The following is a 17,591-nucleotide window of genomic DNA, read 5'->3' on the forward strand; positions in this document are numbered from 1 at the left end:
TCCTATTCATGATGCGAAGTTACTGCTTCTTCTTACTATCTCCTTGTTTTGGCGAATTATCTGCCTTTTCTACGATTCTCTCTTCTTTCATTAAACTTGAAATCGTACCCAGCCTTAAGTTTTTTTCTTTTATTTGAAGAATTAGCGTGTTCAATGAATTGGCTGTTGAAGCAGTGGGATGCATGAGCACAATCGCCCCCTTGTGCATCTTACTCATTACACGTTCGATCAGCACATTGGGTTGTGGTTTTTGCCAGTCAATCGTATCCACACTCCACATGATCGTCCTCATATTCATTTCATCTGCAATATTCACGACTTCATCCCTGTAGCTGCCGCTTGGGGGAGCAAACCATTTTACTTTTTCGCCCGTGGTCACTTCAATCATTTCATTTGTCTTTTTCAATTCTTCTCTTACCTTGGTGGCTTCAAGTACTTTCATATCAGGATGGGAATACGAATGATTCCCCACCTCATGACCTGCATCCACAATCATCTTCGCCAAGTCAGGGTTATTCTTCACCCATCTCCCCTCTAGAAAGAACGTAGCATATACCTGATGCTTTTTCAAAGTTGCAAGCATATCAGGGATGTATTCATTTCCCCACGCTACATTGATAATAAAGGACACCATGGGCTTATCAGGATTCCCACGATAGACGGGAGAGGCAGGTAAATCAGGCAAATGCTTTTCAGGAGGGATCTGTTTGAAAATCAGCTTGTCTTCATCAAACGATTTTTCTTTCTTCATGTTTTGTAAAGACGCCTCTACATCTACTTTCAATCCATTATATCCAGGTGTAGCTTTCCAAACGGTATCTATCACAGCATCCTGAGCCGGTATCTCTCTTGATTTGGCTTCCTCTTTTATCATACGGGTGAGGTCGTTTGTGCTGTTTACGCCATTCACCACTACCACCTCTTGTTTTAATCCGTTCACATACTGATCTGAAAGAGGATTCTCCACTACTACTAAAGTCAGAATAGCAATTAGACTAATTCCAATCAAGTATTTTTTTTTCATCCCTGTCCACCTTCCTTCTCCTACAAACATATGTAAGAAAAGAACAGGGTAGAACATGGGGCATTAAAGCTCATCGAACAGATAAAAAAAGCCGTCCCGGAGGAGAGTTTGCTCCCTACAGGACAGCCTGCCAATCTTAAAGATTAACCCTGGTTTTGTTCTTCCTTTTCGCGCTGTTCCTTAAGAACTGCTTTTCGTGATAAGTTGACTCTTCCTTGATTATCGATATCCAGAACCTTTACAAGGATCTCGTCACCGATTGCCACTACATCTTCCACCTTGCGGATACGTTCTTCTGCAAGTTCAGAAATATGGACAAGTCCGTCTTTACCACTGAATATTTCTACAAATGCACCGAATTTCTCAATTCGTTTCACTTTTCCAAGATACATTTGACCGGCTTCAACTTCTCTTACGATATCTTCAATCGTTTTCTTAGCCACTTTATTCATTTCTTCATCAGTAGATGAGATGAAGATCGTTCCGTCCTGTTCAATATCAATCTTAACGCCTGTTTCGTCGATGATCTTATTGATCTGCTTACCACTTGGCCCAATGACGTCACGGATTTTATCCGGATTGATATGCATCGTCAGGATTTTCGGAGCGTATTGGGACAGGCTCGTTCTTGCTTCACCGATTGTTGCTAACATGCTATCAAGGATCTGCATTCTTCCCTTTTTCGCCTGTTGAAGTGCTTCTTCCAGGATTTCACGGGATAACCCGTCAATTTTGATGTCCATTTGAAGAGCGGTTACACCTTTGGAAGTCCCGGCTACTTTAAAATCCATGTCACCAAGGTGATCTTCCATTCCTTGAATGTCTGTCAGGATGGAATAGTTTTCACCAGACTTGATCAGACCCATAGCAATCCCGGCTACTGGTGCTTTAATAGGAACACCGGCGTCCATCATCGCAAGGGTACTTGCACAAATGCTTGCTTGAGAAGTCGAACCGTTTGATTCGAGTACTTCCGATACAAGACGGATTGTATAAGGGAAGTCTTTTTCGTTTGGAATAATTGGATCCAGAGCCTTTTCTCCCAATGCTCCGTGTCCGATTTCACGGCGACCTGGTCCTCTGATCGGTCCTGTGGATCCTACACTGAATTGAGGGAAGTTATAATGGTGCATGAATCGTTTTGATTCTTCAATTCCCAGGCCATCAAGTACCTGAACATCTCCTAAAGCACCCAGCGTACAAATACTTAGTGCTTGAGTTTGTCCACGAGTAAATAATCCTGACCCGTGAGTTCTTGGCAATAAACCGACCTCTGAGGACAATGGACGGATTTCGTCAACTTTCCGGCCATCTGGACGGACTTTGTCTTCGGTGATCAGTCGGCGAACTTCATTTTTCACAAGCATATCCAATACTTTTTTCACTTGTTTCAAGGTAGCTTCGTCGGCTTCCTTCTCTTCTTCATATACGGCCATCACTTTATCTTTAACAGCTCCGATGGCTTCTTCACGGGCATGCTTTTCTTGAACCTGAATGGCAGGAATCAATTCACTTTCACATATGGAACGAACCTCTGCCTCAACGTCTTGATCTAATTCTACAAGTTGAATGTCAGATTTTTCTTTACCGACTTTAGCGACGATTTCCTCCTGGAAAGCAACCAGACGCTTAATTTCTTCATGACCGAACATGATTGCTTCAAGCATTGTCTCTTCCGGAACCTCATCTGCACCAGCTTCCACCATATTAATGGCATCTTTCGTACCGGCAACGGATAAATGAATCTCACTCTTCTCCAATTGCTCGACAGAAGGGTTAATGATGAATTCCCCATCAACAAGACCAACGATGACTCCTGCAATCGGACCTTCGAACGGAATATCTGAAACCGATAGCGCTAATGAGGAACCAAACATAGCGGCCATTTCAGATGAACAATTCTGGTCTACACTCATCACAATGCTGATTACTTGAACTTCATTACGGAATCCATCTGCGAACAATGGTCGGATGGGACGATCTATTAAGCGGCTCGCAAGGATGGCTTTCTCACTCGGGCGGCCTTCACGTTTAATGAATCCTCCAGGGATTTTACCCACTGCATATAATCTCTCTTCATAGTTAACGGTTAATGGGAAGAAATCCAAAGGTTTTGGTTCTTTAGAAGCTGTAGCACTGCTAAGTACCGCAGTATCTCCATAGCGTACCATTACCGCTCCATTCGCTTGTTTGGCAAATTGGCCAGCTTCGACCGTCAATTCTCTTCCGGCCCATTCGATGGAAAAGGTTTGTTTAGTTTGTTCCATAAAGTGTACCCCTCTCTTTATATATCACTAAAAGGTTCGGCCTGTACCCAACCCGGATAAACATAAAAAATAATCTATATCATGCACATATGCGCTGTTATATTCGTTTGATTTGAATCCCTGCTGACTATGTAAATACAGGATGTTGTATCAAAGCGGATGCCTGCCCCATTGTACGATGGATTTCCATCCACATTGTATACATATTATGTATTTTAGACAAAAACGAGAAAAATGAATACTTCAAATGATGAAAATGTATAAAAAGAAGTGGAGGATCATACAAAGATTTCCACTTATGAAAGCTAAAGAAAAAGCGGGACATAATCCCGCTTCCTTTGTCTGTTTATCGACGTAAACCTAATTTGTTAATTAACTCACGGTAGCGTTGTACATCTTTCTTACGTAAGTAAGATAATAGATTACGACGGTGACCTACCATTTTAAGAAGACCGCGACGAGAGTGGTGATCTTTCTTGTGAACGCGTAAGTGATCGTTCAGGTTGTTAATTTCTTCAGTTAGGACAGCAATTTGAACTTCTGGAGATCCAGTATCGTTCTCATGTACTTTGTATTCACTGATAAGTTCGTTTTTACGCTCTTTAGTGATAGCCATCCTTTTCACCTCCTAATAATTTCTTTCAAATCCCCTGTTACTGAGCAGCCGTTGGTGAATCGTGATGCCAAGCAAAGGTTCATTTCATACGATATTTAGAATACTACTCTTTTATATAAAAATCAAGTGTAATCCTCAATTTTTCGCAAAGTAGTCTATCGCCTGGTCCTTATCTTTCTGAATTTGGGAGATTAGCTCCTCTATTCCGGAAAATTTCTGTTCGTCCCTTATTCTATCATACCATTCAATGAACACTTCTTCTCCGTAAATGGAAGTGTGGAAATCAAAAAGATGGACTTCAATTGACAAAGAATAATCATCCGGATTTTTGAAGGTTGGTTTGTACCCGATATTGCACACACCATCAAACCATTTATCATGAATTTTCATCCTTACCGCATAAACCCCCACCTTAGGGGTCAGGTAGTCATCGGAGAGTTCGATATTTGCTGTAGGGAACCCGATCTTTCTCCCTCTTTTATCTCCGTGTATGACCGTTCCCTTCATTTTGAATGGTCTGCCAAGAAGGTTCTTCACCCTGGATACATCACCTTCTTTGAGGTTTTCCCTTATCAAGGAAGAACTCACTTTCAAATCCAGATCAACATCTGTCAGTTTTGAAACGGTCGTGGAAGCAAACATCTCACGGGAATGGAAGGGGAGGGTTTCCATCGTCCCCTTTCCCATTCTGCCATATGAATAATCATATCCTGCTACGACATGCCTTACGTTAAGCCCGATAATATATTGATCGACGAAGTCCTGGGGAGTCAGATTTGCAAATTCTGACGTGAACCGGACAATGAATAAATAATCCACACCGAGTTCCTTTATGATTTCTTTCTTATCTTCCAAAGGTGTTATGTAGTGTATATGCTTATGTTTATGACCCAGTACAACGGAAGGATGGGGATCAAATGTCATCACCGCGCTTGAAACGCCCTGTTCCTTCGCTTCTTCCACTGCTGACCTGATCACCCTTTGATGTCCTTTATGAACGCCATCGAAGTACCCCAGAGCGAGTACCAGGGGTGGAAATTCATTCTTACTAATTGAATGGGGATGATGTACAGTTATTACTTTCACAGTATTTCACCTTTTTCACTAGTCGTTGAAAAGCACTTTGACAGGCTTGATGATCCCAGGCTTGTCAGGATGCCGCTGATAAATGGCAATGGCCTTGCCTTTATGCTCCATCACTACGGAACCGTCCTGCCAATCCTCAGGCTCTTCAAGGCGTGCTCCGTTCTTCACTTTCTCTGCTAATGTATCACTAATTGTCATTTTCGGCAAATGAGAAAGCCCCATTTCCAGTGGAAGAAGAAGGTTTTGAGGCTCTTCATTCTGAACAAACTCTTGTATCTGTTCGAACGTGAAACAATCTTCTTTTCTAAAATCGGCTGATTGCGTACGTGTAAGAGCGGACATATGAGCTGGATACCCCAGGCCATTCCCGATTTCAACGGCAAGCGTCCTGACATAAGTCCCTTTTCCACAAACAACTTCAAAGGTGAATGAGGGGTGATCGCCCGCTAACTCATTCCACTCCTCCAGTAATTGCAGTCTATGGATATGAACAGTCCTTGAAGGTCTATCCATTTCTATTCCCTGTCTCGCATATTCATATAAACGCTTTCCATTTACTTTAACGGCCGAAAACATTGGGGGCGTCTGGATGATGTCACCCGTCAGACGTTGAAGGATCTCCTCAACCTCCGTTCTCGTTATGATACGGTCCACCTTCTTTTCTTCAACCTTTTCTCCCCACGCATCTTCGGTTGTAGTGGAATATCCGATCGTGACTTCTCCTTCATAGGCCTTTCCTGATGCTGTTATATACTCCGCTATCTTGGTGGCCCGTCCGACGCAAATGGGCAGGACACCAGAGACTTCGGGGTCCAGGGTACCTGTATGGCCGACTTTTTTTGTTCTGAGGAGTTTCCTCAACTTAAAGACACAATCATGGGACGTCATTCCCCTGGGCTTCCATAAGGGCAGGATACCATTCATCTCTATTACCTCCAGTATGTATTGTATTGGATCCATTCAAATAAAACATAAAGGGCTGATCCTCTGGAATGGTACTTCCGTCCGGATCAGCCCTTTCATATTACTCTTCTGTATCTTTAGACTCTTCTGGTTCATCTTGAACTTTTCTTAATAAAGATTCAATATGGTTACCATAATCAATCGACTCATCAAACTCAAAAATAATTTCAGGTGTTTTACGCAAACGGATTCTCTGTCCTACTTCAGAACGGATGAAACCTTTTGCCTTTGCAAGACCTTTAAGAGTGTTCTCTCTTTGGTCTTCCCCACCCAGAACGGTAATATACACTTTTGCCTGTTGTAAGTCCCCGGATACTTGTACATCTGTAACCGTTACAAAGCCAATACGTGGATCCTTTATTTTTCGTCCGATAATATCGCTGAGCTCTTTCTTCATTTGCTCGCTAACACGATTCGCACGATGGCTCATCAATATCACCTCTTATATGTCGTTAATGGTTATACGTTGATATAAGGCGTTCCTTATAGTGACTCGATTTGCGTATCCAGTCTTTCCCACTCAGGAAAAGAATCCATGAATTTCAATGCATGATCAATCTCTCTTTCACTCGCGTCTTTGGAAGAAGCGACAGTGACGATGGCAATCCTTGTACGCTGCCATACATCCTGGTGTCCGATTTCAGAAACCGATACATTGAATTTTTGTTTAAGACGTGACATGACCCTTTGCAGGACAGCCCGCTTATCTTTTAATGAGTGAGAGTCATAAATCATGCACTCACATTCAACATACGTGATCATTTACGTGTAATTTCCTCCATGATGAAGGCTTCGATGACGTCGCCTTCCTTGACATCATTGAAGTTCTTTATTGTAATACCACATTCGTATCCTTTGGCTACGTCTTTCGCATCATCCTTAAAGCGCTTAAGGGCATCGAGTTCACCTTCAAAGATAACGATTCCGTCACGGATGAGACGTACTCCGCTATTACGTGAAATCTTACCTTCTGTTACATAGCTTCCCGCAATCGTACCAACTTTAGACACTTTAAATGTTTGACGTACTTCCGCCTGACCGATGATCTTCTCTTCAAACTCTGGGTCAAGCATCCCTTGCATTGCCGCTTCAATTTCTTCCATTACCTTATAGATAATACGGTGTAATCGGATTTCTACGCCCTCTGCTTCGGCAGTACGCTTGGCATTGACGTCAGGTCGCACATTAAAGCCGATTACGATGGCATTAGAAGCGGATGCCAGTGTAATGTCGGATTCATTGATCGCCCCTACACCAGTATGGATGATCCGGATATTGACACCTTCCACTTCAATCTTCATTAACGAAGCGGCCAGCGCCTCAACCGACCCCTGAACATCCGCTTTAAGCACTAGGTTCAAGTCCTTCATTTCTCCCTGTTTCATTTGTTCGAACAGGTTCTCAAGACTTACCTTGGACTTTTCTCCCCGCTGGGCTTGAAGCGCCTGGGAAGCACGAGCTTCACCAACGGAACGCGCTGTTTTCTCATCTTCGAATACGACGAAGCGATCCCCTGCTTGTGGAACATCATTCAATCCCGTGATTTCTACAGGGGCAGAAGGGCCGGCTTCTTTCACACGGCGACCAAGGTCATTGACCATGGCACGGACACGCCCGAAAGTATTACCTACTACAATTGGATCCCCTACTTTTAACGTTCCGTTTTGAACGAGTAAAGTGGCAACTGATCCGCGGCCTTTATCCAATTGAGCTTCAATGACTGTTCCTTGTGCAAGACGATTTGGATTCGCTTTAAGCTCTTCCACTTCACTTACAAGAACGATCATTTCAAGTAAATTATCGATTCCTTCACCTGATAATGCAGATAATGGAACGAAGATTGTGTCTCCACCCCATGCTTCAGGAACCAATTCATACTCTGTGAGCTCCTGCATGACACGGTCTGGATTGGCAGCTTCTTTATCCATCTTATTTACAGCAATGATGATCGGTACTTCGGCTGCTTTCGCATGATTGATTGCTTCAACCGTTTGAGGCATAACACCGTCGTCGGCAGCTACTACAATGATTGCAATGTCGGTTACTTTGGCACCACGCGCACGCATAGTCGTGAAGGCAGCATGCCCCGGTGTATCAAGGAACGTGATTTTCTTTTCGTCCACTTCCACTTGATAAGCACCGATATGCTGGGTAATCCCGCCAGCTTCCCCTGCCGTCACTTTCGTGTTACGGATGGAGTCAAGAAGCGTTGTTTTACCGTGATCGACGTGCCCCATGATGGTTACGACAGATGGACGTTCTACTGTTTGCTCTTTTGTATCTTCAGTGAAATATACTTCAAGATCGGTCGCGTCTACCTTGATCTCTTCTTCCACTTCGACTCCGTATTCCCCTGCAATCAATTCAATCGAATCTTTATCCAGTTCCTGATTGATGGTTGCCATGACACCAAGCATGAACAGTTTTTTAATGATTTCAGATGGTTCTTTATGAAGCTTTTTGGCAAGTTCTGAAACCGTCAATGATTCTGAGAATGTGATCTTTGATGGAAGCTCTTTTTTCTTCGCAGGTGTTTGCTGTTGAGGAGCCTGTTTGAAATTTTTGTTCTGCTTATTTTGTTTGTTATTTCTGTTTTTGTTGTTGTTATTATTATTATTGAAGACCTTCTTCTCCTTTGATTGGTTCTGTTGGTCGTGTTTTTTTCCTTCACGACTTTTTGGTGCTGTCTTTACTTTTTCCTTATTCGGAGCTTCGTCTGACTTGGATGCACCTGGTTTAGATTCTTTCGTGGCTTTATTCCCCTGACCTTTTGAATCTCCTTTGTACATCGCGTCTAATTTTGTTACTGCGTCATCTTCTATAGTTGCCATATGGTTTGATACCTCAATATTCAGTTGCTTTAATTTTTCGATCACATCTTTACTTGAAACATTGTATTTCTTTGCATATTCATATACACGCATCTTGCTCATATGTTCACCCCCACTGAGATTCAATCGAGCAGTTCGGATAATTTTTTGGCAAAGCCGGCATCCATTACGGCGACGACCACCCTTGCCTCTTTTCCAATGGCTTGACCTAAGTCATTCCTGTTTTCCACTAAGCACACCGGGACATGATACGATTTACATTTGTCCGTGATTTTCTTGTTTGTATTAGCAGAAGCATCTTTGGAAAGAATGACAAGTTTCGCTCGTCCACTACGAACTTCTTTTATAACAAGCTCTTCACCTGAAATAATCTTACGTGCCCGATTCGCCAATCCTAAAAGTGACATCCAACGATTTTGGTTCATACGCTAAACGTTACTCCTTCTCTACAAGGCTAATCAATTCATCGTAAAGAGAATCATCTATTTTCGCTTGTAATTGATTGGCTAAAGTATTTTTCTTTTTCGCTAATAAAATGACGTCTTTATCCTTTGAGAGATAGGCTCCACGTCCCGATTTCTTACCGGTGGGATCGAGGGAAACCTCCCCTTCTTTAGACCTGACAATACGTATCATTTCTTTTTTTGGCTTCATTTCACCCGTTGCCACACATTTGCGCAAGGGAATCTTCTTATTTACACCCATCTTGCCCACCTCTTAATCTTGATTTTCGAAATCAATATTTAAAGGCTCGTTGTCATACTCGTCCTCTTCATCCTGAGGCAAAAACGCCTCTTCACGAGGATATAATCCTAATTCGCGTGCATCTGTCTCGCTCTTGATATCAATCTTCCAGTTTGTCAATTTAGCTGCAAGACGAGCGTTTTGACCACGTTTACCTATTGCAAGTGACAGTTGATAGTCAGGGACCACGACTCTGGTTGCCTTATCTTCTTCATTCACCTGAACATCCAGTACTTTAGAAGGACTCAAAGCATTGGCAACAAATGTCACGGGATCTTCCGACCACTGGACGATATCGATCTTTTCACCTTTTAGTTCGTTCACGATTGCCTGTACACGGGCACCTTTGGTTCCCACACATGCACCTACGGGATCCACTTCAGAATTTTCTGCGTGAACAGAAATTTTAGAACGGTCTCCGGCTTCGCGTGCAACAGATTTGATTTCTACCGTTCCGTCAAAAATTTCAGGAACCTCGATTTCGAATAGTCGCTTCAATAAGCCGGGGTGTGTTCGTGAAACAAAGATTTGAGGACCTTTTGTCGTCTTTTCTACCTTTGTGATGAACACCTTGATCCGGTCATGAGGTTTATATGTTTCGTTAGGCATTTGCTCACTCACCGGCAGGAGGGCTTCAATCTTCCCTAAGGCTACATAGATGAAACGGTTGTCCTGACGTTGGACGATACCTGTCATGATGTCTTCTTCCCGATCCACAAATTCGGAATAGATAATTCCTCTCTCTGCTTCCCTCACTCGCTGGGTCACAACCTGTTTAGCCGTTTGAGCGGCAATACGCCCGAAATCCTTAGGAGTCACTTCAAGTTCAACAACGTCTCCCACTTCGTAGCTTGGGTTGATTTCCCCGGCGTCTTCGACTGAGATCTCAAGACGGGAATCGAACACTTCATCCACGACTTCCTTACGGGCAAAGACTCTCATCGTCCCCGTATCAAGGTTAAGGTCTACACGGACATTTTGAGCCTGGTTGAAATTTCGTTTATAAGCTGACACAAGTGCAGCTTCAATAGCTTCAATTATGACATCTCTTGCAATGCCTTTTTCTTTCTCTAAAACAGTTAGAGCATCTAATAACTGAGTGCTCATGGTGGTTTCATCCCCCTTTATAGTGCGGTTAGTTCCTATGAAAATGTAACAGCCAATCGTGCGATGGCTATCTTATCTGTTGGAATTTCAACCTTCTTTTTTCGAGTCTTAATGGTTACTTCTAATGATAATTGTTCTGAAGTATAGGAAAGAAGTGTTCCTTCGAATGCTTTTTCGCCGTTCAATGGCTCATATGTTTTCACATAAACATTTTTGCCAATGGCTTTCTCGAAGTCCTTGTCTTTCTTTAAAGGACGTTCAGCACCCGGTGAAGAAACTTCTAAAAAGTAATTATGAGGAATTGGGTCAATTTCATCTAACTTTTCACTAAGTCTTTCACTTACTATTCCACATTCTTCAATGTCAACACCGGAATCTTTGTCGATAAATATCCGAAGAAACCAATTGGATCCTTCTTTAACATATTCCATATCAATGAGTTCCAAAGACATGTCATCTAAGATTGGTGTAACGATTTCTTCTACTAATGTCGTTATTTTGCTCATACTTACCTCCTGGTCTATAGGAAAATCTTGCACCAAGACTAGAAATGATAGTTCAAAAAATCTCCATGTAATAACGAAAGAGTGGGGTGCGACCCCACTCTTCTACCTTTAGAGCTATCTTTAGTATTTCCAATAAAAATATACCATAATCAACATGTTTATGCAAACAATTCCCATGGTATCAGTCTTAGAACAGAGATAATTGGTTCTTATCCGGCAAAGCTTCCAGGCATCCGTGATTATCCAGGTACTCGATAATGGTCTTGGACACACGGCCCCTTTGCTGAAGATCTTCTTTAGATAGAAATTCCCCATCCTGCCTTGCGTTCACAATATTGATGGCAGCATTGGTTCCAAGTCCGGGTATGGAATTGAAGGGCGGGATCAAAGTGTCCCCATCAATCACAAATTCAGCAGCCGCTGAACGGTACAGATCAACTTTCTGGAACTTATAGCCCCTTTCGCACATTTCAAGTGCCAACTCCAGGACCGTTAACGTATTCTTTTCTTTCGGTGATGCATCCAGGCCTTTACTGTTGATTTCCTCGATCTTGGCTCTTACAGCCTGTGATCCTCGTACCATCGCTTCAATATCAAAATCTTCAGCCCGAACGGTAAAATAAGCGGCGTAGTAAAGTAGTGCATGATGCACCTTAAAGTACGCAATACGAACAGCCATTAATACGTATGCTGCAGCATGGGCTTTCGGGAACATATACTTGATCTTCAGGCAGGAATCGATATACCAGTCCGGTACACCGTTCTTCTTCATTTCCTCTACCCATTCATCCTGCAGACCTTTTCCTTTACGTACAAATTCCATGATCTTAAAGGCAAGTGAAGGTTCGAGTCCCTGATAGATCAGGTATACCATGATATCATCACGACACCCGATCACTTCGCTCAGATTGCAGATGTTGTTATGAATGAGCTCTTGTGCATTCCCCAGCCATACGTCAGTGCCGTGGGAAAGGCCTGAGATCTGGACCAGCTCGGAGAACGTTGTCGGCTTTGTATCTTCAAGCATCTGACGGACGAATCTCGTACCGAATTCAGGGATTCCGAGTGTCCCGGTCTTACACATGATTTGATCTTCCGTAACACCAAGGGATTCTGTACCGCTGAAGATTTTCATCACTTCAGGGTCATCGGTAGGAATCGTCTTGGGATCGATTCCGGATAAATCTTGAAGCATACGGATGACAGTTGGGTCATCATGTCCCAGGATATCCAGCTTCAGTAGATTGTCATGTATGGAATGGAAATCAAAATGCGTCGTTTTCCATTCTGAATTCGAATCATCAGCAGGGAATTGGATAGGTGAGAAATCAAAGATATCCATATAATCAGGTACAACGATGATTCCTCCAGGATGCTGTCCGGTTGTTCTCTTGACACCGGTGCAGCCACTTACCAAACGGTCAATTTCCGCTCCACGGATTTGAAGCTGATGATCATTCGCGTATCCTTTTACATATCCGTAGGCGGTCTTTTCCGCCACTGTCCCGATTGTACCTGCCCTATAAACATTGTCTTCCCCGAAAAGCACCTTTGTATAGTTATGGGCGTTCGGCTGATATTCTCCTGAGAAGTTCAGATCGATATCGGGAACCTTGTCTCCTTTGAACCCCAGGAAGGTTTCAAACGGTATATCATGTCCATCTTTCTTATAAGGAACTCCGCAATCCGGGCAGTCCTTATTTGGCAGGTCAAAGCCCGATCCGACTGAACCATCATCAAAGAACTCAGATTTCTTGCAGGACGGACAGACGTAATGAGGAGGCAGTGGATTTACTTCGGTGATCTCTGTCATGGTCGCTACAAAAGAAGATCCGACCGATCCCCGTGAACCAACGAGATAACCATCGTCCAACGATTTCTTAACCAGCTTATGAGAGATCAGATAGATGACTGCGAAACCGTGTCCGATGATACTTTTTAACTCTTTTTCTATCCTTGCTTCGACAATTTCCGGAAGATCTTCACCATAGATGCTTTTCGCCATGGCATAACTCATCCGGCGCATTTCCTCGTCGGCACCTTCGATTTTCGGTGTATATAGATCGTCCCTGATCGGCTTAATGACATCTACCATGTCGGCAATCTTATTCGAATTGTCCACTACGATCTCTTTAGCCGTTTCTTTACCCAGGAAAGAGAAAGCATCCAGCATTTCATTCGTTGTTCTAAAATGGACATCAGGAAGTTCATGACGATTCAACGGATTAGCTCCACCTTGTGACCCCACGAGGATCTTACGGTATATTTTATCCGTTTCATTTAAATAATGAACGTTTCCAGTCGCCACAACAGGCATATCCAGTTCCCTTCCCAGTTCAACGATATTTTGAATGATATCTTCCAGGTTCTTCTGACTTTGAACAAGATCCAATTCAATCAAATGCTGATACACTTCTTTAGGATGGACTTCCAGATAATCATAGAAATGGGCCTTTTCCTCTACCTCTTCTTTCCCTTTCTGCATCATCCCTTCGAATACTTCCCCTTTGTCACAACCTGAACCTACCAGGATTCCCGTGCGGTACTTTTGCAGTTGGGAGCGAGGAATCCTCGGGACCCGGAAGAAATAATTCATGTGAGAAATGGAAACGAGCTTATAAAGATTTTTAAGTCCTTCTTCCGTCTGGGCAATCAATGTACAGTGATATGGTCTTGAACGTTTATACGCATCACCTTTCCCCATATAATCATTGAATTGATTATGGTTGGTGATCCCTTTTTCGACTGCATCTTTCAGCATCTTCAAAAGGAGATACCCCGTTGTTTCTGCATCATAGATGGCACGGTGATGCTGGGTCAATTCGATATCGAATTTCTTTGCCAGTGTATTCAGACGGTGATTCTTAAATTGTGGATAAAGCAATCTTGCAAGCTCCAATGTATCGATGACGGGGTTGGAAGCTTTCTCGATACCTGCTTTTTGATACCCGGCATTCAAGAAGCCCATATCAAAGGATGCATTATGGGCGACCAGGATATCATCCCCCACCCATTTATGATATCTAAGGAGGACATCATTAATTTCAGGAGCAGTCTGTACCATGTCATCCGTAATGCCTGTCAATTCAATCGTCGTGGCTGATAGCGGATGATGAGGGTTCGCAAATGACTCGAATTTATCAATGACCTCTCCATCTTTTATTTTCACCGCGGCGAGTTCAATGATGGTGTCGTAGACTGCGGAAAGCCCCGTCGTTTCCACATCAAATACAATATAGGTGCTGTCATCGAGGGGAAGATCCCGATCATTATAGGCTATCGGGACCCCATCATCCACAAGATTGGCTTCCACACCATATAAAAGTTTAATATCATTTTTCTTACTTGCGTTATACGCTTCCGGGAAGGATTGTGCAACAGCATGGTCAGTTATCGCAACCGCTTTATGGCCCCATTTTTTTGCTTGGGCCACTAGGGTTGCCACAGAAGAGACGGCATCCATTTGGCTCATTGGAGTATGCATGTGCAGCTCTACTCTTTTTTCATCTGCGGGGGCAGTATCAAGTCTGAGTACCGGCTTGATTTCATTCACATCATTGGCAATCATCACAAGGTCCCGTACAAATGTATCGTTTTGAATGCTTCCGCGGCAGCGGACCCACATACCTTTTTTCATATTGTTCATGACTGCTGCGTCCTCTTTATCCCTTGAGAACATTTTGACTAATATCGAGCTTGAGTAATCGGTCACCTTAAATGTAAGCAGGGTGCGTCCGCTTCTGAGTTCTCTTGTTTCACAGTCAAACACATAACCCTCAATGGCAATACGGCGTTCTTCGTCATAAATTTCTTCGATTTTCCGGAAGTCAGCATCGTCTTTGATTGTAAGCCCAAGCATAAATGGACCACTCGGCGCATCGCTTGGACCCTCTTTTTCTGCTTTTTCCATTTCGATTAGTGCCTGTTTTGCTCTTTCCTGGTCTTCTTTAAGCTTTTCTTCCAGGAACTTCTCATATTCATTGCTTTGTTCTTCAACCTGACTTACCTCGGCATCCAGAACAAATCTGGGAAAACCGAAATTTTCGAAGGTGGAGGTGATGATATCTCCGTATTTTCTTTTGAGCTGTGTTGCTTCTGTATCATTTGAAGCCTGAACAATGATTTTGTTTCCAATGATTTTCGGCTTTTGGGTATTTAATAATTTTAATAAGGGTGGTGAGATCCCTTGAATTTCTTTTACACAATCCTGCCAGTAATCTAAAATATGCTGATCCGTCACTTTGGGATTCAACACTTTAATGGAATAGCCTACATTCGCAATATGTTTAAAGGATGTTTGTAGTGCAATGGAAAATTTACTCCACACGCTACAAGGGATGATTTCTTCAAACGTGAAGTAAAAATGCCATTTCTTTTCCTTGCGGTACACTGCCAATTTCTCAATTTCAGCATGACTGAAGTACTGCACAAAGGCATCCTCTGTTAAGCCTAACTGCTGCAGCAGCATTTGAAACCTTTCCCTTTTGCCCAGGGGCTTTTCTCCCATATTCCTTTCCCCCATTTCTACTCTTGGATCATTTTGTTTACAGAATAAAAAGGGCTGACAGCAAAAGGATGGCCTCCTTTAAAGTCGAGCCCTTTTATATTTAAGAAAGAGTCTTGAATAGATCTTGCAGCTTGGAGAGAAGTTCATCTTTATGAACTTCTAGCATTTCACCGGTTTTCCTGACTTTCACTTCTACGATTCCTTCTCCGGCTTTCTTCCCGACCGTTACGCGGATCGGCAGGCCGATCAAGTCTGAGTCGGCAAACTTCACACCCGGACGTTCAGCTCGATCATCCATTAATACATCATATCTGTTTTCTTTAAATGTGTCATATAGTTCGTTCGACAATGTTGCCTGTGCTTCATCCTTCATATTGATGGGAATTAAATGAAGGTCGTATGGAGACAGATTCGTTGGCCATAAGAGACCCTTGTCATCGTTGAATTGTTCTGCAACCGCAGCTAGGGTACGGGAGACTCCTATCCCGTAACAGCCCATGATGACGGATTGAGACCGGCCGTTTTCATCAAGGAATGAGCTTCCTAAAGCATCTGAATATCTGGTACCTAGTTTGAAAACATGTCCCACTTCTATTCCCTTTGCAAATGTGATCGTCCCATTTCCGTCAGGAGAAGGATCCCCTTCTTGAATGAAACGAAGGTCTGCATACTGGGATACTTCGAAATCACGTTCAGGATTCACATTGGTAAAATGATATCCTGGTTCATTCGCCCCTGTAACACCATTACGAATGTATTTGACTGCCTGATCAGCTACGATCTTCACATTTGACGAGCAGGGGCCGATCGATCCAATTTCGCAACCGGTGACCTCTTTCGTTGCTTCAGCTGAAGCAAGCTCAACCACACTTGCATGTAAAAGATTCTTCACTTTAATATCATTGATTTCGTGATCACCACGGGATAATACCAACACAAATTCATCATCCACTTTAAATAAAAGCGACTTAATACATTGATCCTTCTCTACGGATAAGAAAGAGGATACTTCTTCAATGGATTTGACGTCAGGTGTTGACACCTTTTCCATTTCATGCACCTCTTCGTTGGATTCCGTGTAGGCATCCACCACTTCAGCCATTTCGATGTTGGCGGCATAATCAGATGAATCAGAATAGGCGATCGTATCTTCACCAACCTCTGATAGCACCATGAATTCATGTGTATCTTTTCCCCCCATGGCACCTGAATCAGCAATGACCGCCCTGAAATTCAAACCGCATCGACTGAAAATGTTGGAATACGCTTTAAATAATGCATCATACGTCTCATCGAGGCTTTCAAATGATGAATGGAAAGAGTACGCATCCTTCATGATGAATTCCCTTCCCCTCAATAGTCCAAAGCGGGGACGCTTCTCATCACGGAATTTCGTTTGGATCTGGTACATAGTGAGAGGCAGGCGCTTGTACGATTTAATTTCATCCCTCACTAAGCTGGTGATGACTTCCTCATGGGTGGCTCCAAGGGCAAACTCACGATCGTGACGATCATTCATTCGCATCAATTCCGGTCCATATGTTCCCCAGCGCCCGGATTCCTTCCAGAGTTCGGAAGGTTGAAGGGCAGGCATAAGCAGTTCAACAGCACCTGCTGCATCCAATTCCTCACGGATGATTTCTTCAACTTTTTTCAATACTTTATTTCCCAGTGGCAAAAAGCTATAGATCCCGCTGGCATTTTGTCTGATGAATCCCGCACGCATGAGAAGCTGATGACTTTTGATCTCTGCATCAGCAGGTGTTTCCCTCAGAGTCGGGATGAATGTATTTTGTTGCTTCATTTTCTAGCACCTCATACCATATAAATTATTTATGTAGTGTAAGAATTTCCTTCTCACTATTTTAACTTAAATGAACAGGCAGTAACACCCTCATTTTTTGATTACAAAGGGAGAAACTGCCTGTTTTGGTTCATTC

14 protein-coding genes are annotated in these 17,591 nt (G+C 43.1%); all 14 read right to left on the bottom strand.

Translation table 11 applies throughout. The annotated features are described in order from the left end of the window. Positions 1 to 19: 19 nt before the first annotated feature. The 14 genes from ATG71_RS17240 to ATG71_RS17305 all read right to left on the bottom strand — a co-directional run bounded on the left by ATG71_RS17240 (position 20) and on the right by ATG71_RS17305 (position 17,455). Positions 20 to 1,024, bottom strand: a complete 1,005-nt coding sequence (locus tag ATG71_RS17240; protein WP_098440737.1) for a polysaccharide deacetylase family protein — start codon at positions 1,022 to 1,024, stop codon at positions 20 to 22. A gap of 143 nt (positions 1,025 to 1,167) precedes the next feature. Next, positions 1,168 to 3,291 (bottom strand): polyribonucleotide nucleotidyltransferase, encoded by a 2,124-nt coding sequence (pnp, locus tag ATG71_RS17245; protein ID WP_098440738.1) that lies wholly within the window; start codon positions 3,289 to 3,291, stop codon positions 1,168 to 1,170. Between the two features lie 346 nt (positions 3,292 to 3,637). Continuing rightward, entirely contained in the window at positions 3,638 to 3,907 is a 270-nt protein-coding gene (gene rpsO, locus ATG71_RS17250; protein WP_034760125.1) for a 30S ribosomal protein S15, read from the bottom strand. 135 nt (positions 3,908 to 4,042) lie between these two features. After that, positions 4,043 to 4,993, bottom strand: a complete 951-nt coding sequence (ribF, locus tag ATG71_RS17255; RefSeq protein WP_098440739.1) for a bifunctional riboflavin kinase/FAD synthetase — start codon at positions 4,991 to 4,993, stop codon at positions 4,043 to 4,045. An 18-nt stretch (positions 4,994 to 5,011) separates the two neighbouring features. After that, positions 5,012 to 5,917 carry a tRNA pseudouridine(55) synthase TruB gene (gene truB, locus ATG71_RS17260; protein ID WP_098440740.1) on the bottom strand — a complete coding sequence of 302 codons (906 nt, stop codon included), beginning with the start codon at positions 5,915 to 5,917 and terminating at the stop codon, positions 5,012 to 5,014. A 100-nt stretch (positions 5,918 to 6,017) separates the two neighbouring features. Then, positions 6,018 to 6,386 (bottom strand): 30S ribosome-binding factor RbfA, encoded by a 369-nt coding sequence (rbfA, locus tag ATG71_RS17265; RefSeq protein ID WP_060669663.1) that lies wholly within the window; start codon positions 6,384 to 6,386, stop codon positions 6,018 to 6,020. A gap of 53 nt (positions 6,387 to 6,439) precedes the next feature. After that, entirely contained in the window at positions 6,440 to 6,718 is a 279-nt protein-coding gene (locus ATG71_RS17270; protein ID WP_098440741.1) for a DUF503 domain-containing protein, read from the bottom strand. Beyond that, entirely contained in the window at positions 6,715 to 8,889 is a 2,175-nt protein-coding gene (gene infB / locus ATG71_RS17275) for a translation initiation factor IF-2 (RefSeq protein WP_098440742.1), read from the bottom strand. The genes ATG71_RS17270 and infB overlap by 4 nt, the downstream gene beginning before the upstream one ends. A 20-nt stretch (positions 8,890 to 8,909) precedes the next feature. Continuing rightward, complete coding sequence (locus ATG71_RS17280) at positions 8,910 to 9,212, bottom strand: YlxQ family RNA-binding protein (RefSeq protein WP_098440743.1); 303 nt, start codon at positions 9,210 to 9,212, stop codon at positions 8,910 to 8,912. Positions 9,213 to 9,222: 10 nt separating this feature from the next. Continuing rightward, positions 9,223 to 9,492 (bottom strand): RNase P modulator RnpM, encoded by a 270-nt coding sequence (rnpM, locus tag ATG71_RS17285; protein WP_098440744.1) that lies wholly within the window; start codon positions 9,490 to 9,492, stop codon positions 9,223 to 9,225. 12 nt (positions 9,493 to 9,504) lie between these two features. Further along, complete coding sequence (nusA, locus tag ATG71_RS17290) at positions 9,505 to 10,638, bottom strand: transcription termination factor NusA (RefSeq protein WP_098440745.1); 1,134 nt, start codon at positions 10,636 to 10,638, stop codon at positions 9,505 to 9,507. 35 nt (positions 10,639 to 10,673) lie between these two features. After that, positions 10,674 to 11,144 (bottom strand): ribosome maturation factor RimP, encoded by a 471-nt coding sequence (rimP, locus tag ATG71_RS17295; RefSeq protein ID WP_098440746.1) that lies wholly within the window; start codon positions 11,142 to 11,144, stop codon positions 10,674 to 10,676. A 187-nt stretch (positions 11,145 to 11,331) separates the two neighbouring features. Then, complete coding sequence (locus ATG71_RS17300) at positions 11,332 to 15,651, bottom strand: PolC-type DNA polymerase III (protein ID WP_098440747.1); 4,320 nt, start codon at positions 15,649 to 15,651, stop codon at positions 11,332 to 11,334. 100 nt (positions 15,652 to 15,751) lie between these two features. Then, positions 15,752 to 17,455 (bottom strand): proline--tRNA ligase, encoded by a 1,704-nt coding sequence (locus ATG71_RS17305; protein ID WP_098440748.1) that lies wholly within the window; start codon positions 17,453 to 17,455, stop codon positions 15,752 to 15,754. Positions 17,456 to 17,591: the final 136 nt, after the last annotated feature.

This window comes from Bacillus sp. es.034 (genome assembly GCF_002563655.1).
GTDB lineage: Bacteria > Bacillota > Bacilli > Bacillales > Bacillaceae_B > Rossellomorea.